The sequence below is a fragment of the Prolixibacteraceae bacterium genome, from assembly GCA_019720755.1.
In the GTDB taxonomy this organism is placed as follows: domain Bacteria; phylum Bacteroidota; class Bacteroidia; order Bacteroidales; family Prolixibacteraceae; genus Halosquirtibacter; species Halosquirtibacter laminarini.
On sequence record CP081303.1, the window covers coordinates 3,747,501 to 3,773,187 of the forward strand.

Sequence of the window (25,687 nt, forward strand, 5' to 3'; positions counted from 1 at the left end):
AAAAACAACCTAATCTGTCGATTTTCTTAAACCGTTCTTGTCGGCTCCAGAAAGGAGGTGTTCCAGCCACACCTTCCGGTACGGCTACCTTGTTACGACTTAACCCCAGTCACTAGTTTTACCCTAGGCCGCTCCTCTCGGTAACAGACTTCAGGCACCCCCAGCTTCCATGGTTTGACGGGCGGTGTGTACAAGGCCCGGGAACGTATTCACCGCGCCATGGCTGATGCGCGATTACTAGCGAATCCAGCTTCACGGAGTCGAGTTGCAGACTCCGATCCGAACTGAGACCAGTTTTAGAGATTAGCATCCTGTCGCCAGGTAGCTGCCCTTTGTACTGACCATTGTAACACGTGTGTAGCCCTGGACATAAGGGCCGTGCTGATTTGACGTCATCCCCACCTTCCTCTCACCTTACGGTGGCAGTCTCTCTAGAGTCCTCAGCTTAACCTGTTAGCAACTAAAGATAAGGGTTGCGCTCGTTATGGGACTTAACCCGACACCTCACGGCACGAGCTGACGACAACCATGCAGCACCTTGTACGTCGTCCGAAGAAAGGTCTATCTCTAGACCGGTCGCCGTACATTTAAGCCCAGGTAAGGTTCCTCGCGTATCATCGAATTAAACCACATGTTCCTCCGCTTGTGCGGGCCCCCGTCAATTCCTTTGAGTTTCAATCTTGCGATCGTACTCCCCAGGTGGATTACTTAAAACTTTCGCTTAGCCACTGACTGTGTATCGCCAACAGCGAGTAATCATCGTTTACGGCGTGGACTACCAGGGTATCTAATCCTGTTCGCTCCCCACGCTTTCGTACATCAGCGTCAGTTATACCTTAGTAAGCTGCCTTCGCAATCGGTGTTCTGAGTAATATCTAAGCATTTCACCGCTACACTACTCATTCCGCCTACCTCAAGTATACTCAAGTAATACAGTTTCAATGGCAGTTCTACAGTTGAGCTGCAGGATTTCACCACTGACTTATATTACCGCCTACGTACCCTTTAAACCCAATAAATCCGGATAACGCTTACACCCTCCGTATTACCGCGGCTGCTGGCACGGAGTTAGCCGGTGTTTATTCATATGCTACCTTCAGCTACTTTCACGAAAGTAGGTTTATTTGCATATAAAAGAAGTTTACAACCCATAGGGCAGTCATCCTTCACGCGGGATGGCTGGTTCAGACTTGCGTCCATTGACCAATATTCCTCACTGCTGCCTCCCGTAGGAGTCTGGTCCGTGTCTCAGTACCAGTGTGGGGGATCATCCTCTCAGAACCCCTAGACATCGTTGCCTTGGTAAGCCGTTACCTTACCAACTAGCTAATGTCACGCATGTTCATCTTGTACCGCCGGAGCTTTAATTATCGAGCCAGGCGACTCAATAATACTATGAGGTATTAATCCAAATTTCTCTGGGCTATCCCTCTGTACAAGGCAGATTACATACGCGTTACTCACCCGTGCGCCGGTCGTCGTCTGGTAGCAAGCTACCTCCGTTACCCCTCGACTTGCATGTGTTAGGCCTCCCGCTAGCGTTCATCCTGAGCCAGGATCAAACTCTTCGTTGTATAAAAAGTTAATTAATTTAGCTCAACAAAAACTCAAAAATCTATTGATTGACGGTTGCTTTTTTGTACTTGTCATTATCAAAAAAATATCTTCAAAGAACGTTTTGTTCATAAAAAAAATCAACTCAAGTGAATTGATCTTTCATTAAAAGGGCGGCGACCTACTCTCCCACATCTCTGCAGTACCATCGGCGCGATAGGGCTTAACTTCTCTGTTCGGAATGGGAAGAGGTGGAACCCCTATGCAATAACCACCTTAAATTGTTAATACGGTGATTTATACGTGACTAATAATTTTAATAATATTAATCAATATACATAGTTCAATATGATTTTGACATTTCTCCTGGAAGAAGGAATCCTAGAATACAACATACTTTATTCTAATGAAAGTTTCGGGTAATTAGTACTGCTCGGCTTTGGTCTCGCAACCTTTACACCTGCAGCCTATCAACGTCGTAGTCTCCAACGACCCTCTAAGGAAACCTCATCTTGAGTGGAGCTTCGTGCTTAGATGCTTTCAGCACTTATCTCTTCCAAACGTAGCTACTCAGCAATGCACCTGGCGGCACAACTGATACACCAGAGGTTTGTCCACCGCGGTCCTCTCGTACTAGCAGCAGCTTCTCTCAAGTTTCCTGCGCCCACAACAGATAGGGACCGAACTGTCTCACGACGTTCTGAACCCAGCTCGCGTGCCACTTTAATGGGCGAACAGCCCAACCCTTGGGACCTTCTCCAGCCCCAGGATGTGACGAGCCGACATCGAGGTGCCAAACCGCTCCGTCGATATGAGCTCTTGGGAGCGATCAGCCTGTTATCCCCGGAGTACCTTTTATCCTTTGAGCGATGGCCCTTCCATACGGAACCACCGGATCACTATGCTCTACTTTCGTACCTGATCGACTTGTTGGTCTCACAGTCAAGCACCCTTGTGCCATTACACTCTACAGACGGTTACCAATCGTCTTGAGGGTACCTTTAGAAGCCTCCGTTACTCTTTTGGAGGCGACCACCCCAGTCAAACTACCCACCACACAATGTCCTCATCGCTGAGTTAGGTTCCAAACAGGCAAAGGGTCGTATTTCAAGGACGACTCCACAACACCTTGCGATGCCGCTTCATTGTCTCCGACCTATCCTACACATTACATGCCCAGAATCAATGTGAAGTTGCAGTAAAGGTTCACGGGGTCTTTCCGTCCCGTTGCGGGTAATCGGCATCTTCACCGATACTTCAATTTCACCGAGCTCATGGCTGAGACAGTGCCCAGATCGTTGCACCATTCGTGCAGGTCGGAACTTACCCGACAAGGAATTTCGCTACCTTAGGACCGTTATAGTTACGGCCGCCGTTTACCGGGGCTTCATTTCAGCGCTTCTCCGAAGATAACGCCCCCACTTAACCTTCCGGCACCGGGCAGGTGTCAGGCCTTATACATCATCTTTCGATTTAGCAAAGCCCTGTGTTTTTGATAAACAGTCGCCTGGGCCTTTTCACTGCGGCTCCCCTTACGAGGAGCGATCCTTCTCCCGAAGTTACGGATCGATTTTGCCTAGTTCCTTAGCCATGAATCACTCGAGCGCCTCAGGATTCTCTCCTTGACTACCTGTGTCGGTTTGCGGTACGGGTCTGTATAATCTACGTTTAGAGGTTTTTCTTGGAAGCCCTTAGGCACACTATCCAATTGTCCGAAGACGCTTGGTACTATCAGGTTTCAGCTCAATGTGCGGATTTGCCTACACATATCATAACCTAAGCCCTTCAACGTACTATTCCGTCAGTACGCGGTGCTTTCATCACTCCGTCGCCCCATCACAATTATACAAAGTACAGGAATATTAACCTGTTGTCCATCGAGTTCGCCGTTCGGCTTTCCCTTAGGTCCCGACTAACCCTGATCCGATTAGCGTTGATCAGGAAACCTTAGTCTATCGGCGGGGGGGTTTCTCGCCCCCCTTATCGTTACTTATGCCTACATTTGCTTTTCTAACCGCTCCAGCACACCTCACAGTATGCATTCAACGCTGGTTAGAATGCTCCCCTACCACTTAATGGTAGTCCATTAAATCCATAGCTTCGGTGATATGTTTAATGCCCGATTATTATCCATGCCCGATCGCTCGACTAGTGAGCTGTTACGCACTCTTTAAATGAATGGCTGCTTCCAAGCCAACATCCTAGCTGTCTATGCAATCAGACCTCGTTTGTTCAACTTAACATATACTTGGGGACCTTAGCTGATGGTCCGGGTTCTTTCCCTTTCGGACATGGACCTTAGCACCCATGCCCTCACTCCTGGTAATCATATTACAGCATTCGGAGTTTGTCTGGAGTTGATAGGCGGTGAAGCCCTCGCATCCAATCAGTAGCTCTACCTCTGCAATACTATATCCAAGGCTGCACCTAAATGCATTTCGGGGAGTACGAGCTATTTCCGAGTTTGATTGGCCTTTCACCCCTACCCACAGGTCATCCAAGAGCTTTTCAACGCTCCCTGGTTCGGTCCTCCATCTTGTGTTACCAAGACTTCAACCTGCCCATGGGTAGATCACACGGTTTCGCGTCTACCCCCACTGACTTTAGCGCCCTATTCAGACTCGCTTTCGCTTCGGCTCCTAGCCTTAAACTATTAACCTTGCCAGTGAGGAGTAACTCGTAGGCTCATTATGCAAAAGGCACGCCGTCACATGTTAACATGCTCCGACCGCTTGTAAGTGTATGGTTTCAGGTACTTTTTCACTCCCCTGTTCGGGGTACTTTTCACCTTTCCCTCACGGTACTGGTTCACTATCGGTCTCTTAGGAGTATTTAGCCTTACCAGATGGTCCTGGCAGATTCAGACAGGGTTTCACGTGCCCCGCCCTACTCAGGATACTGCTAGATCATATTTGCTTACGTGTACAGGACTTTCACCATCTTTGGTGTAACTTTCCAGTTACTTCCACTTCACGCATAATCTCATATTGCAGTCCTACAACCCCAATTACGCCGAAACGTAATTGGTTTGGGCTAATCCGCGTTCGATCGCCACTACTAACGGAATCACTTTTGTTTTCTCTTCCTCCGGGTACTTAGATGTTTCAGTTCTCCGGGTTTGCCTCTGATATAATCAGATAACCAATAAATTGGCTGGGTTGCCCCATTCAGAAATCTTCGGATCATAGGTTGTTTGCACCTCCCCAAAGCTTATCGCAGCTTATCACGTCTTTCATCGCCTCTAAGAGCCAAGGCATCCACCATACACCCTTACTTACTTTCTATTACATTAACCTTTTCGTTAATCTAAAATATTACTGTTGTATTCTTTTTACAGATTACTTCTTCCAGAATGTCAAAGAACTTATATACACTAATTAGTTAATCAGTATAAATGTGTGGAGAATATCGGAGTCGAACCGATGACCTCCTGCGTGCAAGGCAGGCGCTCTAGCCAACTGAGCTAATCCCCCCAATAACCTGCGTTATCTTAAATGTAGTCCCGCCCAGACTTGAACTGGGGACCTCTACATTATCAGTGTAGCGCTCTAACCAGCTGAGCTACGGGACTATGCTATAAAAACATAACCACCTTAGTATTTCAGCATATCGCTATCACCACGTTGGTCATGTGGGTATATAAGGTTTTTTTGATATGACAAGAAAAAACAACCTAATCTGTCGATTTTCTTAAACCGTTCTTGTCGGCTCCAGAAAGGAGGTGTTCCAGCCACACCTTCCGGTACGGCTACCTTGTTACGACTTAACCCCAGTCACTAGTTTTACCCTAGGCCGCTCCTCTCGGTAACAGACTTCAGGCACCCCCAGCTTCCATGGTTTGACGGGCGGTGTGTACAAGGCCCGGGAACGTATTCACCGCGCCATGGCTGATGCGCGATTACTAGCGAATCCAGCTTCACGGAGTCGAGTTGCAGACTCCGATCCGAACTGAGACCAGTTTTAGAGATTAGCATCCTGTCGCCAGGTAGCTGCCCTTTGTACTGACCATTGTAACACGTGTGTAGCCCTGGACATAAGGGCCGTGCTGATTTGACGTCATCCCCACCTTCCTCTCACCTTACGGTGGCAGTCTCTCTAGAGTCCTCAGCTTAACCTGTTAGCAACTAAAGATAAGGGTTGCGCTCGTTATGGGACTTAACCCGACACCTCACGGCACGAGCTGACGACAACCATGCAGCACCTTGTACGTCGTCCGAAGAAAGGTCTATCTCTAGACCGGTCGCCGTACATTTAAGCCCAGGTAAGGTTCCTCGCGTATCATCGAATTAAACCACATGTTCCTCCGCTTGTGCGGGCCCCCGTCAATTCCTTTGAGTTTCAATCTTGCGATCGTACTCCCCAGGTGGATTACTTAAAACTTTCGCTTAGCCACTGACTGTGTATCGCCAACAGCGAGTAATCATCGTTTACGGCGTGGACTACCAGGGTATCTAATCCTGTTCGCTCCCCACGCTTTCGTACATCAGCGTCAGTTATACCTTAGTAAGCTGCCTTCGCAATCGGTGTTCTGAGTAATATCTAAGCATTTCACCGCTACACTACTCATTCCGCCTACCTCAAGTATACTCAAGTAATACAGTTTCAATGGCAGTTCTACAGTTGAGCTGCAGGATTTCACCACTGACTTATATTACCGCCTACGTACCCTTTAAACCCAATAAATCCGGATAACGCTTACACCCTCCGTATTACCGCGGCTGCTGGCACGGAGTTAGCCGGTGTTTATTCATATGCTACCTTCAGCTACTTTCACGAAAGTAGGTTTATTTGCATATAAAAGAAGTTTACAACCCATAGGGCAGTCATCCTTCACGCGGGATGGCTGGTTCAGACTTGCGTCCATTGACCAATATTCCTCACTGCTGCCTCCCGTAGGAGTCTGGTCCGTGTCTCAGTACCAGTGTGGGGGATCATCCTCTCAGAACCCCTAGACATCGTTGCCTTGGTAAGCCGTTACCTTACCAACTAGCTAATGTCACGCATGTTCATCTTGTACCGCCGGAGCTTTAATTATCGAGCCAGGCGACTCAATAATACTATGAGGTATTAATCCAAATTTCTCTGGGCTATCCCTCTGTACAAGGCAGATTACATACGCGTTACTCACCCGTGCGCCGGTCGTCGTCTGGTAGCAAGCTACCTCCGTTACCCCTCGACTTGCATGTGTTAGGCCTCCCGCTAGCGTTCATCCTGAGCCAGGATCAAACTCTTCGTTGTATAAAAAGTTAATTAATTTAGCTCAACAAAAACTCAAAAATCTATTGATTGACGGTTGCTTTTTTGTACTTGTCATTATCAAAAAAATATCTTCAAAGAACTTATTTCTTATTCATCCATCGTCGCCGTTGCGCCGATGTTTTTGCGGTTGCAAAGATAAATCATTTTATCTTTAAACTCCAAATGTTTTTTCATTTATTTTTCGTCTCCGAAAAACTAAAAAACAATGTTCGCTTTTTTAGAACGTGAGTGCAAAGATAACACTTTACATTTTTAAGATCCAAATAAAAATTGATTTATTTTTTTTCACTTAAAATCACACTCTCAATTATTTCAAAATCTAAAACCTTGTCAATCTTCTGCTCTTCTATCAGCTTCTTATGTCCTCTCTTTCTCATCTCGCTAGAATCAATGGAGTCACACAGCGGAAGGGATAATATTCAGAATCTCTCAATGTTGTCTTAGAACGAAGTGCTTTTGTTGTTAAAAGCGATGCAAAGAAACATCTTTTTAATCCATAATTCCAAATAAAAAGCTAACTTTTTTACAACCAAGAAACACAACGATCTGACTAACAGTAAATAAAATATTAAAAAAGGCATTAATTCCATATAATTAGGAATAAATGCCTTTTTTAATAAAAGTAACAAAGGTAGATAACTACTTCGTTGAAATTACTTCAATCGCCTGATCTAAAGTCTCATCTAACTCTCGAATAATTGGATAAAAACCTTTTTCACCAAGAATATTCCTTGATGTATAGGCCCAAAGTTGGACCTTAAGAATATTACCAGACACTTTCAAATCTTTCGATTTAACTTTCACTCCTTCCTTTCTACAATAGTCTAAGAAAAGCTTAAACTCATGATGGTCAACTAAATAGTTTTTCAATTCTGTCGCCTCTTCAATTTTCTTTAATTCTTCACGATGAGTGTCTGCAAAATCAAAAGAAAATTTAAACAGAAGTCCTTTAGAGAGAACATCGACATAAAGATCTGAGAAACCAGTAGTGTCTGCAGGAACAAAAATATCAGGCATTATACCACCTCCACCATGAACAATTCGACCTGCTTTGGTATAGTATTTTATAGTATCCGTTACAGCAATACTATCTTTTACTTCTAGCTCACCATGTTGTATCCGATTATAAATATCTTTATTATACTCATCAACCCCTTTGTCATAAGGTTTTTGAATACAACGTCCAGATGGGGTATAATAACGTGCAACAGTTAATCTTAAAGCAGAACCATCGCTGAAAGGGACTTGCTCTTGCACTAATCCTTTTCCAAAAGATCTACGTCCAATTATTATAGCTCTGTCGTTATCTTGCATCGCTCCAGCAAAAATCTCACTTGCTGATGCAGAATACTCATCTATCAACACAACCAACTTTTGATCAACATACTTACCATCACGTTTAGCAGTAAACTCTTGATTTGGTTGAGAACGACCTTTGGTATAAACAATCATATCTCCTTTATGAAGAAATTCATTTGCCATTTCTGCAACAATACCAAGTATACCTCCGGGATTTCCTCTTAAATCTACAATAAACTTTTTTGCTCCATCCTCTTTCAATTCATCCAATCCCTTCATAAACTCTTGAAAGGTTGTAATTGCAAATCGACCAACTTTAATATAGCCAGTTGTATCATTCAACATATATGATACATCAACACTATATAGAGGAATTTCTCCTCTTGTTATATCAAAATTAATAGGCTTAGGAACACCCATTCTTTTAATTCCGACCTTAACTTTTGTGCCAATCTTTCCTTTTAACAGTTTCATCACCACCTCATTGGTCACTCCATTTCCTGCAATCGTCGAATCATTCACTGACACGATACGATCTCCACCAAGCACACCCAACTTTTGAGAAGGACCACCTGAGACAACATCTACAATCATCACAGTATCATTCTCAATACGAAACTGCACTCCAACCCCACCAAAGTTACCTTTCATCTCTTCATTGACATTCTTAAAGTCATCTTTCGGAAAATAAGCACAATGAGGATCAAGTTCTTTTAAAATCTGTGGAATAACCTCGTCTTCTAACGTCTTATTATTGACAGTATCCACATACCTTAATTGTATCATATTCATAATAAGTCCCACTTTATTCGGCTTAAGAAGAGGAGACTCATTGGAGGAGGACGGAATTGTCAAAGTCGCATTCTGATATTTCGTTTTATAATAAATATTAAAAAATTCAGCGACAGCAAAAAGCCCTAAAAAAATGAGAAGTATATTAATCTTTTTCATACAAAATAAATAAGTTCAATTACAATAAGAAAAGGCAGGGGACTATAAAATTACTTCATCAAGTGATTCATGCTGCTCCACAGAGATTTTAGCCTTTTCGAGGAGTTCTACACCATCATTTACACGATAAGACTCAAAAAAAACAACTCGATCTATTCCTGCCTGAATAATTAGCTTAGCACATTCAATGCAAGGAGAAGAAGTAACATACATCGTTGCCCCTTCACTACTATTACTCGTTCTTGCAATTTTAGAAATAGCATTTGCCTCAGCATGAAGAACAAATGGTTTAGATTTATTTTGATCATCCTCACAGATGTTTTCAAAACCAGATGGTGTTCCATTGTAACCATCAGATATAATCATCTTATTTTTCACCAATAAAGCGCCTACTTTTCTTCTTTTACAATAAGAATTTTCAGCCCAGATTAGAGCCATCCTTAGATATCTTTTATCTAGACGTATTTGTTTCTCCTTTTGGTCCATTTGGTAGATATTGAAATGAATGTCTATAATAACTATAACTACAAGTGTACAACATTTTTAATAAAAAAGAACAACACAAGGTAAAATCAGATTCTTAAAATATTAATTAAATAACAACAATGTCATAGAACTAATAGTAATAAAAGTACGCATTACTGTTTTTAAACAAACGATAGTATTCCAATAGATCCCTTTTTAAGGGCCAATTCATTCAATGTGTAAAACAGTTAAACTAAACATAAATCGATAATATTAATCCAAATACTTTTTTAAATATGTTGATTTTAAATAAAGTTGAAAGTGAAATTTACGTCCATTAAGAACTAAGGCTAAAGATAAATTATGAATCATGTATACCTGCAATTTGATGCCTTTTAGAACACACAAGCAACCCATAAAAGGATTAAAATTAACACAAAATGCTTGAAAAAATAAAATTATTTTTTCAAGCATAAAAAAACCTTCACATCAAGCACACAGCAACTTTTAAATGGGAAACAACAGTTGTTTTCAAATTATAGATAAAGACTATAAATCCCACAATTAAACATATCTAAATATATAAAAGACAAGCTAAGACATTACATAATATGAACAAATAAAAACATTAATTGTTCTCCTAATACTTTGAACAGCAAACACCCTTACATAAATATGAAAGATATTTTCTTTAACAAGAGACCTTCTTATGCAGAAGTATTAATTAGAGTAACAATTCTAATTTCTATCTTATTTCCTTCATTAGTCTATGGACAGATTCACTGTATAGACTCAAGTAACCCTAATGAAATTACACTTGAAGTAATTGCCAAAGCAGACAAGAAAAAGAGCTTACCTGATCAGGCAAAAAAGGATGCACTAAGAGCGGTGCTAATATTTGGTTGTGATGGTTATCATTCTGCACACCCCTTAACTACTTCTGAAAGTCGGAAGAAAAGGCAGGATCATGTAAACAAAATGATCGAAAGTCGTTTTAATGCATTTGTTTCAAGAATTACAGAACAGACCACTCCTCGAAAGGAGTCTGGTCAATACACATCTTCGTTTCAAGTATCTCTTTATTCAGGAAGTATAATCAGAGAACTTAAAGCATACGATCTTTATGCTGAAACAAACAGGAGTAAAAGAGAAAAAAAGCAAGAAGAGATACAAAACAGACAATTAATGCCAACAATAGCAGTAGTCCCTTACCTTAAAAAAGGAGAAACTTATGCACAGGTATATGAACGTCCAGGTATTAAACCAACCCTTTCTGTCATTACTGGAGAATTTGTAAATGCGAACATCGAAACTCGTAACATATTAGCTACAGCCAAAGCTGCACAAAGAGTTCAACAATATGAGGAGACGGCAACAACATCCATTGACAGAGAGATGCTAATGAGTTCAGGAATGGATGTATATGTGGAAGTCTCACTTGAAATTGAAAAAGAGGGGGATAAAACACGTGCAGGCTTAACTCTCAGTGCTTATGAGACAGCAACAGCAATACAATTAGGATCCGTTCAAGGATGGTCTGGAGCATATCAAACAGACAATATTGGAAGATTAAGTAGCATGATTGCTCAAAGAGAAGTTGAAAAGCTCTTAGATCAAGTCACAAATAGGTGGAATAAGAATATCAGTGATGGGACCTCTGCGATATTGTCGATTACATTCGATGAGATGTCAATGTATGATTCTGATAGTGAGGTTGGTGAAAATGAATACCCTTTAAGAGATGCTATCAGAATATGGGTCAAAGAACATGCTCACCAAGGCATATATCACTCCAAAGGAGTTGTTGGAGAAGCCATAATATATGATAAGGTCATGGTAAGTCCTACGGATTCGAATGGCAATTCGTATGGAATCAATGACTTTGGATTTGACTTTTGGCGATTTCTTAAAAAAGATCTACAGCTTGACTGTTCAAGGAAAATAGAGGGTAATAAACTAATGATCATGATAAAATGAGAAAAAGACTTCTATATATTCTAATGTTCTTTATTACGGGAACGTTATTCGCACAAAAGCCTTATTGGTTAGAGAAAAGGCCTCAAGGAGGAGATCGATTCATTTACGGTATTGGTAGTTCTCCTATTCATGAAAAAGACTATGAAGGAATAGCCAAAAAGCAAGCATTAGTCGATCTAGCATCTCAAATTGAGATAAAACTAAACTCTTCATCCGTTAGTGAATTATTAGCGGAAAATGATGATATCAAGCGAAACTTTAATCAAAATATAAAAACTCAAATTAGTCTTTCGTTATATGGACAGCAACTTATTGGAAGTTACAAAGATGGAAATACTTACTATGTATGCTTTGAATTAAACAAGCAGGAATACTTAAAAGAAAGAAAAAGAAGAATTGAAGAGATAAAAAGAACCACCTATACTCTTTATGAAAAAGGGGTAATGATGGAGAACCAAGGTCGTATAATGGCAGCCGTAGAACAATACATTCGATGTATAAAAAAACTAACTCCGATATTAGACACAGACATGCAATACCAAGGGGAAGATCTATTTGAAAATATCTATAGTAGTCTACGAAATATATGGAATGGTATTGAAATTGGCGTAACTCCTAACGAGTTAACATATAAAGCATATACAACAAGCCGACAAAAAGTATCTATCCAAATATTAAGGAGAGGATCGGCAATTCAGGACATTCCGCTATCTACTCGTTTCGCAAAAGGGACAGGAGAGATAACCACACCAACAAAAACGAATAGCAATGGGCTAAGTTCTTTTGATGTGCTAAGAGTAACAGGAAAAGAGCAAGAAATGTCTTTAACTGTTCAAGTGGCATCAGAATCGCTTCCTTATAAGTCGATGCCTAAATGGTTAAGTAGATCAATTCATAGAGTATGGAGTATTCCAAACACACAACTTCCAATACATGTCGCACCATCCCAAATAAAAGTTTTTATTAAGAACGACACTGGAGTAGATGCGGTAAAACAATTTGTTCGTTCAATGATTTCTCAGAACTATTTTGATCAAGTAGAGGATAAAAGTGATGCTCAAGTAGAGATACGTATAGAGGGCAAAATCGACAAAGGAGAACTCGTTGAAGGTGGTAGCTATAACCTCCAATCTTATTACACAACAGGAAGCATTGAACTATATGATCGATATCACGAAAAGACAATTACCTCTGTATCGCAACAAGGGGTCAAAACACTTCTAAAACAGAATACTCCAAAGTCCAAAGTAGATATTACTGCATGGAAAGGAGTACTAAAGAGACTTAAACCACAGTTCAAGAAAGCCCTTTCTGCTATTGATATTGAAGAAGTTTCAGATGATGCGTTAACTCAACACAATGAAGAGAAGAAACAAGAAGCTTCTATCCCATCAACAGATACAAGTACAGCGAATAAAAGTCCCCAAAACAAAACTCCTAGTAATATCAATATTAGCAGTGGATTGGTAGGTTTTTACTCCTTTGACCAAGAAACGACAGCTAACCTTAAGGGCAAAGAGAACAGTGATGCTGTACCTGCATCAAAGAATACACCAGAACTAAGCAAAGACACTCCTAGCGGCAAGGGGTACTCCCTAAAATTAAATGGAGAAGATTATTTAAAAATACCAAGACTACCCATTCAAGCAGGGCATGATTACAGTGTCTCTGTATGGGTAAAAACAAGCCATGGTGGATCTATTATTGGAGTAGAACAACCAGAAAACAACTTGATAACTCCTGCCATTGGCAGTATAACAGGAGGTAAGTTTTATGTTTTCGCACGAAACGACATATATCTAAGATATCCAACCCTTGATTTCAACCCTAAATTATTACTACTAGATGGTCAATGGCATCATCTAGTAGTCACCTTTGCAATGACAGATGAACGCAATGGCATTGGCAAATTTTATATGGATGGGAAGTTAATGGACACTGAAAAAGGGAGATCTAAGGGGTTGGAATATATCGCAGGATATATAGGTCATACAAAAGGAATTGAGTTAGACTATATAGGATTAATCGACCAGATAAAATTCTATAATAAAACCATTACTCATCAACAAATAACCAATTTATTTAAATCGAAAAATTAGAAATTATGAAAAGACTAATTTATTTAGCAATTACCCTATTTATGGTAGGATGTTCTGCACCAAAACAAGTTGTTCAACAACCCACAACACCAGCTAATGGCATGACCGAAGTGGTTAGTTATTGTAGTGGTTCTAAATACCAATCTTCAGAAGGAATTTTTAGAGCTAGTGGTGATTTTACCAGTAAAGATAGAATGTATGCCGAAACGATGGCTCTACAATCAGCCCAAACAAATCTAGCATCGGAGATTGAAGTGACCGTTAAAAAAGCTATGGAAGCTTATATGGGAGTACATAGTAATGCTGATAATGAAGATGTAATCAGAAGAACACAAGACCTAGTAAAAAACAATATTAACCAAACTCTTCGTGGTGTTGTTACCATTTGTAAGAAAACAATGATGAACAACAATACAGGAAAATACACCTGTTATATTGCTGTAGAGCTAAATGGTGATAACGTACTCAAAGAACTTAACAAAGGTCTTAGTAGTGATGACAAGATGAGAATGGACTACGACTATCAAAAGTTTCGCAAACAAGTTTCATCAGAGATGAGCAATAATAAATAGATCATGAGACACTTTCTTTTTTTGTTAATACTTCTTTTTGGTTGTAGTGTCTATGGACAAGTAACAGATGAAAGTTATGAATCATTTGTCAAAAGATACAATGTGGGAATAGATAGTCTCAAAAATGAGCAGGAAGAGTTTATTAAGAACTATAAAAAAGAGCTTAATGAATTTAGTAAGTCTTATGGAGTATACTTAGATGGAGAAATTCAAACGGACTCTATCATGCTTACAGATGATAAAGAGACAGTTATCCCTAAAGAGATACAGGAAAAGAAAATGTCGAATACTATTGACATAAAGAAAAAAATAAACGAGGATAAAGGCATAAAAAACTGGATTAAAGATACACCCGACTCCATTGTGGTATCCAAGATTTTAGGAATTCCTAATGATGTAAGTAATAAAGAGAAATTAAAACTTCTTCAAATAGTAAACGAAACCGTAGATAACAATAAAAAAGATAAAAGCTTGAAGCAGGAGGAAACTCCGATATCGGAGAAACTTGCGAATAGAGGGTTTAAATTACATCTTGAAGAGGCTACGAATTCTAAAGAGAGAGGCACCAAGCTATCTATTTCATCAGAACTGATAAGTAAGTCGAAATCTGAAATCAGTAAATCTCAAACGACTAAAAAGGACCGCGCAACAAAACTCACGGTTGAGAAAACTCCAGATAAAGGGGTTATCACATCTAAAAAGTCGAATGATATAAAAAGTCGAATGATACCATCTGGCTGTCCTTTACATAGTAAATACAGAGTCTCTTCCCCTTTTGGACCAAGAGTACATCCAGTATATGGAAGTAGAAAACCACACAAAGGCATTGATCTTGCAGCACCTAGAGGCACAAAGATTTATGCACCTATGGATTGTAAGGTTAGCTATGCTGGTCGTGCAAGAGGTTATGGCAACTACATTAAACTAGATGCTCTAAATGGTTATAAATGTGGTTTTGGTCATTTGAATAGGATCCTAGTCAAAAGTGGACAACGTATTAAAAAGGGTGATATCATAGCAGAAGTAGGTAGTACTGGTGTTAGTACAGGGCCACATTTACATTACGAAGTAATTCTTAAAAACCACTTTATCAATCCCGCTCCAACATTTAATGATTAACTAAATAATTAAAACCAAACTTATTATGAGAAAAAATGTAATATTTTCAATCTGTATGACGTTAATAGCTTTTATGGGCTTCGCACAATCACCCCAAAAGACAACAATATTGATTGAGAAAATGCAACTCCCAACAAAGATCGGAGAGAATGCGATTGGTTCAATTAGAACGAATATATTAGAAAGTTTCTCTAAACAAAATCGATTTAAAGTTGTCGACATCACCACCTTAGATTCTTGGAAAAAAGAGATTGAAAGACAAGGATCTAGCGATGCAATGAGTTTATCTAATGACAGCAGAATTAGTGTTGCCACACAGGCTGGAGCTGACTATATTCTTATTCCCAATATCAACTCCGTGACGACAGAGTACAAAAGGGTCGAAAAAGGAGACAACTACTATAGTGGTTCTTTAGATTATTCTCTACAATTAATGTCTGTTATAGATGGAGAGGTTATTTCTGGTAATTATAAAATTGGAGGATTTACCTCAACAGTAGGGTCGACAAAAGAGAAAGCAATTACTCAAATGGCAAAACAAATTGAGTTGCAAGTCACCAAGTTTATCATTACCAATCTTCCAGTTGCATGTAATATCCAAGAACTTATCCCTGACAAGAGAGGAAAATTGACAATGGTAATGCTTGAAGTAGGAAAAGAGATGGGAATCAAGAAATCAGGACGTTTTGAAGCATTTAAAGTGTCAAAATCATCTAAGGGAAGACCTATAAAAAGATCTATATGCAAATTCTCAGTTCAATCTGTTGGAGAAGGTTATTGTGAATGCAAATCACTTAAAAAGAAAGAGATGTCTAAAATAATATCTGCATTTAATCAAGATCCTGCCTCAATAGAGATGAAATATATTGGAGACTCAGGAATCAAAATTTTAGGTAAAGGTACAGCAGGTAATTTATTCTAACACCTCTCCTTTTAAGATGAGTATTTCGGTATCGGAAATACTCATCTTATCTCAATTATGATCAAATTTAAAAATCCGATCAAAGATAACACGATAAACAATAACTCTTAACTATTTGACAAACGAGGTTTTTAAGTTAGGAATCAAAGAACTTCCCCTCCCTTAAACATACTTCTTGGGGAATCATATTATTCCACTGACACTTAGAACCCAAAGTTGATATAAAAACCTAAGTTTAATAATTAGGCAAAACAACCCCAACACAAAAACCAAGTAAAATGGTAGAGGAAAGAAATAACAGAATCACTAGAATTCAGAAAATACTAGACTCTATTGATGCATCATGGAGTGGTCATTTTCAAGGTAATGATGGAGCAGATAAGATTTATCCTAAAGGATATCTAGAGATTCGTAAAAGTTTAAATCGTCTTCTAAAAGCAAAAAGGTTAGGAGCAAATAAGATAGAAGAGACCAAAGACAACTATCAAGAGCTTGTCTGTGTTACGTTATATCACAAGCGATACAAACTTATCCCTCTAACAAAAACCATTCTCTCCATATTAGGATTTATAATACTGTTTTCTCTATTTTTCTATATGAATAGTTATAATCATAAAGAATACACGGTTTCCAATACTTCTGAAGAGGATCTTATAACCATTGTCCCTACCACATTATATCATAGTGATGCACTTTATTCAGGGAGTAAATTCAATCGAATAGTACAAAAGAAAATTGCTGTAGGAACTAAAGTGCTCCCTATTGCGATATCAGGAACGTCTCAGGTTCAAGTAAAAACTCCAGATGGAGATATTGGTTTTATTCCAATAAAAAACTTATCGGGATCAAGGAGTCTTACTCTAGATAAGAAAGTACTCCTATATGCTACCTGGGCTTGTACTACTCCACGTGACACCTTGAAAAAAGGTGAATTTCTTGAGGTTATCAAATGGAATAAGTCAGGACAAACTCTTAAAGTTAGAACAACTACAGGCGAGGAGGGATACTTAAATAGACTTGATATCCGATTTAACTTTATATCAAACCTCCCCCAACTTCAACTAGGCTACAAACTATTTACAGAAGAGCAGAAAGTTAGAAAGAAAGATCTAGGGGTAAAACTTGAAACATTAGAGCAAAGGTATGGACACTGCAGTTCTATTATCACAAACAGAAGTGGAAAATATCTCCATTTTAACCAATTAAAAGCATCTGGTGATTCCTGTATTTATGATCAAGTGTTTTACAAATTAAATACAAATAATATTACAACAGAGGTACTATTTAATCATCCACACGAGGAGAAGATATTTGATAAATTCCCTTTCACGTCAACACTCAGAAAATATAGTAGTTCAATACATCATATCATTCCTTTTTATGGACTAAAGAGTCGTTTTAGCTATGTACACCTTAAAAATAGACCGATACATTGGATAAAGAAAGTGGTTATCGTATTACTTTATTCATATGCACTACTATGGTTTTATTTCCTAATAGGATCTGCACCAATGATACTTCTCGGCCCTATATTAGTTTTAATGAACTATGAAAGGTGGGAAGATAGCTCATTTATTAAGACACTACGTGTACTATTACTTTTTGTTTTCATGTATTCCTATTTTATCCTACTTGCCCCATACATCAATAGTAGTATTGCAACAGTCATTATTATTTCCATCCCTCTAATATATTGGATTCGGAAGTATAGGTTAATTGACACGGATACTGAACTTTCTTGAATTAAAGTATTAAAAAAATCATTTCGTTTAACACAATCAAAGTCCATTCAATAAGAAATGAAGGATGACTTAGTACACTCATACAATCATTCAAAATTTAACAATGTGATATTACAAAGAGTAATCAATTGAAAGAATAGACCTTTGGAGATATGAGATTATTCAATGAATATAGATTAGATAATGGGGGCCAAAAACCAACATCTTCCATTGTATTATCCACTTGCAGAAGGATTAATAGAAATAAATACAATAACCTAGATGTTTTTAACTTAAGAACTCGTATACTTTTCAACCATTGGATACGAGCTCTTAAATTATTAGCCCCCACACTATCACAGGCTAGAATAAGCATCTTGTTACTCTATTCTATACATGCTAGCATAATCAATTGAAGTAAATAAGATTTGCTTATTCCTTTTTTAGTGTGTTTACCTCCTTGCTGGTGCTATTTATAGTTGCAGGCCTAGAGTCTTGAACGGGATTGACATTTATTACATTATCTCCAGATGGTATATAAAAATCTTGTTGCTCAATATCTACTAAAACAGAATCTTTAAAAGTCAATATTGTTGTCAGTACATATCGATTGAAAGTATCATCAACCGGTTCTTTATAATATATTTTAGTTATATGAATATTATCTTGACGATAAATATCACTTTTAAAGGGGTTCCCATATTTTTCAATAACTGAACCGATACTATCACCCAATGTTAATGAACCTAGGGTAAATATTGTTTCCTGGTGAGTAAGGAAACAAGAGGTACACAAACTACAAAATAGTAGGATAACTAATAAGTTTTTCATTTGATCTCAATTATTTTCTTCGAATTCAACATTTCTTTCGATATTCTCATTCTTCGAACAGATCCTCCATTTAAAGGGGTGAGTGTAAGATTCGCATCTGATTCCTCAACATCCACACCGCTCCAAATTCCCTTTATTTCAATTATTTTCCCAGAAGTAAGTCCTCGACAGGTCGCTGTATAGTCTACATCCATATTATATTTAAAGAAAGTTAAGGAAAGATCTGCTCTATAATTGGCAGGTACTTTTACAGGGTAGCTTCGATTAAATAATTCATAAGTCCTTGTTTTAGCGTTAGAATAATATATTGCTTAAAATTAGAAATTATAATTATATGATAAACACAAAACAACTCACTAAATGTTAAATAGTTACATTGCCACAACACAACACTCTCCATATTGTATTATAAGGTTGTTATTGCAAGAAGTACGCAATAACTTAATACTTTTACTTCAATCTTGTCTATTTTTTAATGAAGTAGAATTATTTATTTTATAGTATGCTCCATTTATGGGTCACATTCACGCCTTTCTACTTACGTTGTATGGAGATTATTCCAAATAAGGACTTGTTCTTTTAGAACAAAACCAAAATAATCGTAACATCATACCACCAATGGATACCCCTCTAAGAAATATTACGGATCAGGTGATACTTTAGGAGGACTGATCGGAATATAGATTGCTGAGCCCTTCGAAAAGCTCAGGGACCACTATTCGAAGCACAGGAATCTGACTGAAACAAAGGATCACAGACGTTGTCACAACAAAATTCGACGACATATATACATCAAAAATATGGTATAAACCTATATATTTCAGACATGTTGCTGCAACTGAAGAAACTTAATTTGTCGACTACAAATATCGTAATAACATAGTTAATAAATCATGGCAAACGGTCCAGTCATTATTTTATCAATTTGACTAATCCCCCTAAGATAATGCTTCATCCGATATTACCTGATCAATTAAACGATGTATAAAAGAACTAGTGCAAAACGAAAAAAGCTTCTTCGAATAAATTCGAAGAAGCTTTTGTACCCGGGGCGGGAATCGAACCCGCACGGCATTACTACCACTGGATTTTGAATCCAGCGCGTCTACCAATTCCGCCACCCGGGCGTGCATCGCAGCTATGCTGTTTTCTTGATTGCGATGCAAATATAATAGAATAAATAGGATGTTTGCAATAAAACACGAAAAAAATATTGCAAATAATACCGATACAACCGTAACCATATCATTCTCAATAAGTGAAGTTATGTCACTTTTTTTAGAGGAATGATTGTCTATCTCTACAATGCAATGGATTACCAAATTCCTTCCACAACCGTAGACAATTTGGTTTGAAAATCTGAAGTATATTTTCTAGATACTGGTATCGTTATGTTGGTGTCACATAATTTCAGTTGATACCCATTGGTATTACCTTTGACAGATTTAACAGATTGTAGTATCACCACAATAAATCTATTACTTTAATACACAACCTCCACTTCTAATATGAATTAAAACACAAACAGCAATAAAAACATAAGGCAAAAACCCTTTGTTTAACATTTATGGTTCTTTCCGAAACTTAGTGGGTAAATTAATAGTTATCCTATTATAAAAACATATCTATCATGAAAGATTTATTCACAGCCGCCTTGCATATTGAAAGTCCATTTTATATTGATTATTTAGATTTTGACACAGCCAATAAACGACTAGATGTTCATGTTTCTTTTACAAGAGGATCTAAATTCTGTTATGATGGTGAATGTGATCTAAGTGTACATGATACAAGAGAGAAACGTTGGCAGCATTTGAATTTCTTTGAAAATGAATGTTTCATAATAGCTAAAGTACCAAGAGTAATAACAAGATCTGGTAGAGTTGTCACCTTACCTATGAGCTGGGAGGGAACAGTGAGTGGTTTTACACTACTATTTGAGGCGCTTTTATTACCACTACTTAGTAATATGCCAGTACATAAAGTATCGAAGCTTACAGGTATCTATGATGATAAATTATGGACATTACTGACTAAATATGTTGAGAAATCTAGGTCTACTGAAGATTTTTCTGACCTAGAAGTGGTTGGTATTGACGAGACTTCATGTAAAAAGGGCCATAATTACGTAACACTATTTGTCGATTTAAAGGAACGAAGAACTGTACATGTCTCGGAAGGAAAAGGGTCTGACACGATTGCATCATTTTGTGAGATTATCCCTCATAAGAAAGAAGAGGACATGCCAATAGAATCAGATTGTATCAAACAAGTTAGTTGTGATATGTCACCCTCCTTTATTAGCGGGGTACAAAAGCATCTACCTAAAGCATCTATTACATTTGATAAATTTCATATTATGAAACTTATCAATGAAGCAGTGGATAGTGTTCGACGCACTGAATGTAAGGAAGAAGAGTGTTTAAAAGGTCACCGATATTTGTTTTTAAGTAATCAAGACAATTACACAAAAAAGCAAGAGGAGTCTTTTAATGATCTAAAGATATCTCATAGTAAATTAAAAAGTTTTAGAGCATTACGCATAAGAGAAAGTTTCCAAGATATTTATTCCTATGCTAATACGATTGAAGAGTTCGAATGCTTATTGAAACAATGGTATTATTGGGCAACACACTCAAGATTAGAACCCATTAAGAAGGTGGCTAAAACAATAAAAAATCATTGGAATGGAATCGTTAAGTGGATGGATACTAAACTTAACAATGGAATTTTAGAAGGCCTTAATTCTATTGTCCAATCCGCAAAAAGAAGAGCACGTGGGTTTAGAAAAACAGAGAATTTCATTACGATGATATACTTGATCACAGGCAAATTAGATTTTAGAAAAATCAACAAACATTATCGCTCTTTTTAGGATTACCCACCAAAGTTTGGAAAGAGCCACATTTATTCATACATTTACTAATAATCTAAAATTTAAATCCGAACACATAATCACTAGAAAACTCCTATCAAAGTTGAAACACCACATTTATGGCTATCATATTGAAGCCGACTTATGTTATATTAAAAGGATATTGAGTGTTCTAGAAAAGAAAAAATTATGAATAAAACCACCCTAACCAAACTATTGATTAGTATCCTATTTCTTATGCCCTCCTCTTTGCTCGCGCAATCCATGCTTCAAGGAACCATTACAAGTGAAGAGAAAATAGATGGCTTCAATGCGATTCTCCTCAGCCAAAGAGACAGTGCTATTGTAAAAGGAGGCTTCTTTATGGATAATAAATATCAGATCAGTTGTAAGGAAGGAGCTTATCTGATAAACATAAGTTCTTTTGGGTATCAAGATACCATCGTACCAATACTTATTGATAAACCTAATGTTACAGCTCCTACTATTTCATTAAGGAGATCGTCGATACAACTATCCGAAGTCTCTGTTGTTTCACATCGAAAACTCTACAGTCAAGAGGGAGATCGATATATAATGAATGTAGAAGGAAGTCCTCTTTCGAATACTGGTAGTGCTATTGATGTACTTAATAGATCCGTGAAATTAACGACCGATACCGACAATAACATTCGGGTCTTAGGTAAAGGCAATGCTACGGTTTATCTCAATGGACGCAAAATCCCTTCAAATGAAATTCTATCGATGATCTCTTCGGAAGAGATTCAGAAAGTAGAGATCATAGAAAATCCATCTTCTGAATTTAAAGGCAATGCTGAAGTCGTTGTAAACATTATCACATCAAAAAAGCATGTCTCAAAATCGGCATTGAAGGTTATTAACAGTCTCTATAAACGCACCTATTTTGAGAATAAATCCGCCATTCAGTTTTCCAACAACTCTCCCAAGAATAGTCTTTTTGCAAGCTACTCATTTCAAAATAAGAGACGTCAATACGATAACGAGTATATTCGAACCACAAAAAAGAACGAGTCTCCTGTTGTGGTGATCAACAATGTAGAAAAGCATCTAGACTTAAAGCAAAACCATTATGTACGAATCGCAGATCAATATTCCTTCTCGAAAAATCATAGCATTGATCTTTCATTGAATGGAGGATACTACGATGGATATTACAATAATATTAATAGTAATAGAGTATTTAAAGGCAACGACAAACAACCAATTAGCGATCAGTTTAACTCCTCTTCCAATAGCCCAACTTCAAGAAGTTATTTGAATGGTATTATTCAATATAATTTCACTCCAGAGCCGAATAAGCCATCATTTCAACTTAGTGCAGAGAGTTACTACAACGATAGTAAAAAGAATGATCTAATTGATGAAGGACCCAACAATACGAAAAAGAATGATGTCTCTAATATATTCGATATAAAAGCGTATGATGCTACATTCAAGATACCTTTCACTAAAAAGCTATATATGAAGGGTAGTATCCGATCCACCACGAGTATTAATGATGGAACAAACCTCTTCTCATCGAACCATGTAACCACAGAGAAGGTCTACTACAGCAAAGAGAATGAGCTCTCCACTTATGCATTATTAAAATACAAAACATCACGTTATAAGGTGGGGATAGGTATGAGATGGGAATATTTCAAAAGAGATGCTACTACCAACGACAAAAAGTTGGTAGACACGTCACTCGACTATTGGTTGCCGAGTGTGGACTTCTCCTATAATTTAAGCAAAAATCTTGCGTTTGGTGCAGGTTTCAACAAAAAGCTAAGAAAACCTACTTTCCAAGATCTGAACCCTTCCATATCCTATATCGACTCCTTATCGTACATGACGGGAAATCCAGATCTATTAAATGAAGAGAGCACTAACTGCTATGCCAAATTCAGCTATATGAGATATGCGACGCTATCATTTGGATATAAGCGTGTGGATAATCCAATGGTCTGGTATGTCGATTCACCGCCTAATAGGCCTGATGTATCGATTGCTACACAAAAGAATGTAGACAAGATAGAGATGTATAATGCAGACCTAGTTTTACCCTATCAAACAAAGATGTACACCGTTTATGTGGCATCAGGAGTAAAACAAACCTACAATAGCGATCCTGACTTTTCAGATCTAGATATGCTATGGTGGTATGCAAGTTCGGGACTCGATATCAGAATACCGAAAGGGTGGAGTGCAAATGTCAATGGACTGATATATTCTGATGGAGTAAGTGGTATCTGGAGCTATCAAGGATTGTGGAAGGTCAATGCAAGTATTCAAAAATCATTTAAAAAGGATCGATTTACAGTAGGATTCTTCGTAAATGATATCTTTCGTTCGTCTACCATGAGCACACAAATAGATCTCAACGACAAGAGAATTAAGTATGACTCCAATTACGATAATTTTAGCATGACACTGCGTTTAAGTTATCGTTTCAAAACAGTAAAAAATAATGCGTCGAGCAATTCAATATTAAGAAATAGTAGTAACAGAATAAAATCACAGTTAAAATAAGTATATAGTCAAGAATATTAGCAACAAGAGAGGAAGTACATAAGCAATCCCTCTTGTTGTGAATAAACATATGTTTAAATAAATATTGCTTCTAATTATTTATCAATCAATCTGTGGTTCAACTTTCTGTGCTAAAATAAATTGCATATCCACCACTCATCTATATATTTTATTTTCAACATTACTTTCTATCTTAAGTTATTTGACCAATCTCTTCAACCTTGCTTGATAATACTGTAAATAACTCCTTTTTGTTTTATCACTTAAAAAAGATGCTCTAATTAACTGTTCTACCTTGTTTGAGTTTCCTGTCAATGATCCAAATATCTTATTAACCTGTTCTTCATTTAGATCAGCTTGATTTGCTAGTATATAAAATTGCTTTATTACTGTTCCTTGAGCAAGATTCCTAGGTAACAAACCATCCTCAAGAGCAAAATCGGTATCTGCAACATGAATTCTACTGTTCAGTAAATCATACGCAGGACTCATACGAAAGTCTCCCATGGGAGTTTCCAATAATGAGAAATTCTTAAGATGTGCATCTCCATTAGAAAAAAGATAATTAAACATCAAAAGTTTGAATAATTTCAATGCTTCAATCGGGTAGGCCGGAACGTATTTCTTCATCAAAACAAATAGATCGAGGTAATTTCCTGTGTATTTGTATTGCGAACCGTCAGTTTGAGGTGTTTTTTCTGCTAGTGAAGCAAAATCTTCTTGTGCCCACTTGCTGCCATCATCTTTGATATCAAACCTTTTGGTAATATAAGCTGGCTCTCCATTTTCAAAAAACACTAAAGCATTTTCAGCTATATCAATACCAAATGCTTGACGAGCAATTTGCATTGTCAAATGTTCATTAGCAGGCATTTGATCCACTTTATTTCCATAAGATGGTATAGGTTTTAAAATATAATTCCCTCTCTCCCCCTCATTAGCTAATCGGAGTTTATTCTTCTCAAGTATCACAGAATATTTTTCCTGTACTCCTGAAATTGATATATGTTTTCTACTATCATCAAATAAAGCATCTGAATCCATATTACTAGAAGGAGAACAATACGGTAAGATATGACTCACCTTTCTCCCATTAAAAACCTTTTTCAAACAAGTAATACTATAAGTATCAAAACCCTCTGCCAAAGTTCCAGGGCAATATTTTATTTCAGGTAAACTCATATTTATTAATTAATTCTAATCACTCTTATTGCCCCTATAGTATCATTTCCAGCTGAAGCTAATAACAAACCAAAATCATCCTTATGATCAATCTTTTTCGAACTACATAAAATTTGCTTATTCGCTCCTTCTGGTAACATATTATAAAAAAAGGCAAATAAATATTTCGAATGATATTCCATCTGTTCTTTTGAAAAGGTCAAACTAATTGCGGGTTTTGATTCATTATCGAACCATGTCTTATGATAATGAAAAGAAAAACTCCCATCATCAAACTGAGTTAATACACCAGCTTCTTCGTCCTTGTATAATACATTTGCTCTTCTCAT

14 protein-coding genes, 3 tRNA genes and 4 rRNA genes are annotated in these 25,687 nt (G+C 37.7%); 8 read left to right on the forward strand and 13 right to left on the reverse strand.

Annotated elements, in window-relative coordinates; genetic code table 11:
* Positions 1–50: 50 nt before the first annotated feature.
* From K4L44_14840 to K4L44_14875, 8 genes are all read right to left on the reverse strand, one after another.
* Positions 51–1,574: ribosomal RNA gene (locus K4L44_14840) — 16S ribosomal RNA — on the reverse strand.
* A gap of 148 nt (positions 1,575–1,722) precedes the next feature.
* Positions 1,723–1,833, reverse strand: a 5S ribosomal RNA gene (gene rrf, locus K4L44_14845).
* 125 nt (positions 1,834–1,958) lie between these two features.
* Positions 1,959–4,838, reverse strand: a 23S ribosomal RNA gene (locus tag K4L44_14850).
* Between the two features lie 115 nt (positions 4,839–4,953).
* A tRNA-Ala gene (locus K4L44_14855) sits at positions 4,954–5,027 on the reverse strand.
* Positions 5,028–5,051: 24 nt separating this feature from the next.
* Positions 5,052–5,125, reverse strand: a tRNA-Ile gene (locus tag K4L44_14860).
* 143 nt (positions 5,126–5,268) lie between these two features.
* A 16S ribosomal RNA gene (locus K4L44_14865) occupies positions 5,269–6,792 on the reverse strand.
* Together the 16S, 23S and 5S rRNA genes with 2 tRNA genes alongside form the textbook arrangement of a ribosomal RNA operon.
* A gap of 660 nt (positions 6,793–7,452) precedes the next feature.
* The gene (locus K4L44_14870) at positions 7,453–9,063 is read right to left on the reverse strand and encodes a S41 family peptidase (GenBank protein QZE13813.1); all 1,611 of its coding nucleotides are present in this window, start codon (positions 9,061–9,063) and stop codon (positions 7,453–7,455) included.
* 42 nt (positions 9,064–9,105) lie between these two features.
* The gene (locus K4L44_14875) at positions 9,106–9,549 is read right to left on the reverse strand and encodes a dCMP deaminase family protein (GenBank protein QZE13814.1); all 444 of its coding nucleotides are present in this window, start codon (positions 9,547–9,549) and stop codon (positions 9,106–9,108) included.
* Between the two features lie 654 nt (positions 9,550–10,203).
* Here K4L44_14875 and K4L44_14880 point away from each other — a divergent pair.
* From K4L44_14880 to K4L44_14905, 6 genes are all read left to right on the forward strand, one after another.
* Positions 10,204–11,505 carry a hypothetical protein gene (locus tag K4L44_14880; protein QZE13815.1) on the forward strand — a complete coding sequence of 434 codons (1,302 nt, stop codon included), beginning with the start codon at positions 10,204–10,206 and terminating at the stop codon, positions 11,503–11,505.
* Positions 11,502–13,604: a hypothetical protein gene (locus tag K4L44_14885; protein ID QZE13816.1), complete on the forward strand. Its 2,103-nt coding sequence runs from the start codon at positions 11,502–11,504 to the stop codon at positions 13,602–13,604. Before K4L44_14880 ends, K4L44_14885 begins: the two co-directional genes overlap by 4 nt.
* Positions 13,605–13,609: 5 nt before the next feature.
* Complete coding sequence (locus tag K4L44_14890; GenBank protein ID QZE13817.1) at positions 13,610–14,176, forward strand: hypothetical protein; 567 nt, start codon at positions 13,610–13,612, stop codon at positions 14,174–14,176.
* 3 nt (positions 14,177–14,179) lie between these two features.
* Positions 14,180–15,295 carry a peptidoglycan DD-metalloendopeptidase family protein gene (locus tag K4L44_14895; protein QZE13818.1) on the forward strand — a complete coding sequence of 372 codons (1,116 nt, stop codon included), beginning with the start codon at positions 14,180–14,182 and terminating at the stop codon, positions 15,293–15,295.
* Between the two features lie 25 nt (positions 15,296–15,320).
* Complete coding sequence (locus K4L44_14900) at positions 15,321–16,217, forward strand: penicillin-binding protein activator LpoB (protein ID QZE13819.1); 897 nt, start codon at positions 15,321–15,323, stop codon at positions 16,215–16,217.
* Between the two features lie 278 nt (positions 16,218–16,495).
* Positions 16,496–17,959, forward strand: coding sequence for a hypothetical protein (locus K4L44_14905; protein QZE13820.1), 1,464 nt, complete (start codon positions 16,496–16,498; stop codon positions 17,957–17,959).
* Positions 17,960–18,370: 411 nt separating this feature from the next.
* Here the strand turns inward: K4L44_14905 and K4L44_14910 are convergent, their stop codons facing one another.
* From K4L44_14910 to K4L44_14920, 3 genes are all read right to left on the reverse strand, one after another.
* A complete protein-coding gene (locus K4L44_14910; GenBank protein QZE13821.1) occupies positions 18,371–18,769 on the reverse strand; it encodes a hypothetical protein in 399 nt (132 codons plus the stop codon).
* A complete protein-coding gene (locus tag K4L44_14915) occupies positions 18,766–18,963 on the reverse strand; it encodes a hypothetical protein (GenBank protein QZE13822.1) in 198 nt (65 codons plus the stop codon). The genes K4L44_14910 and K4L44_14915 overlap by 4 nt, the downstream gene beginning before the upstream one ends.
* A gap of 849 nt (positions 18,964–19,812) precedes the next feature.
* Positions 19,813–19,896 (reverse strand) — tRNA-Leu (locus tag K4L44_14920).
* A gap of 503 nt (positions 19,897–20,399) precedes the next feature.
* On the opposite strand from K4L44_14920, the gene K4L44_14925 reads away from it, so the two are divergent.
* Positions 20,400–21,644 carry an ISL3 family transposase gene (locus K4L44_14925; GenBank protein ID QZE13823.1) on the forward strand — a complete coding sequence of 415 codons (1,245 nt, stop codon included), beginning with the start codon at positions 20,400–20,402 and terminating at the stop codon, positions 21,642–21,644.
* A gap of 189 nt (positions 21,645–21,833) precedes the next feature.
* Entirely contained in the window at positions 21,834–24,176 is a 2,343-nt protein-coding gene (locus K4L44_14930) for an outer membrane beta-barrel family protein (GenBank protein ID QZE13824.1), read from the forward strand.
* Positions 24,177–24,374: 198 nt separating this feature from the next.
* Here the strand turns inward: K4L44_14930 and K4L44_14935 are convergent, their stop codons facing one another.
* Positions 24,375–25,358, reverse strand: coding sequence for a HipA domain-containing protein (locus tag K4L44_14935; protein ID QZE13825.1), 984 nt, complete (start codon positions 25,356–25,358; stop codon positions 24,375–24,377).
* A 5-nt stretch (positions 25,359–25,363) separates the two neighbouring features.
* Positions 25,364–25,687 (reverse strand): HipA N-terminal domain-containing protein, encoded by a 324-nt coding sequence (locus K4L44_14940; GenBank protein QZE13826.1) that lies wholly within the window; start codon positions 25,685–25,687, stop codon positions 25,364–25,366.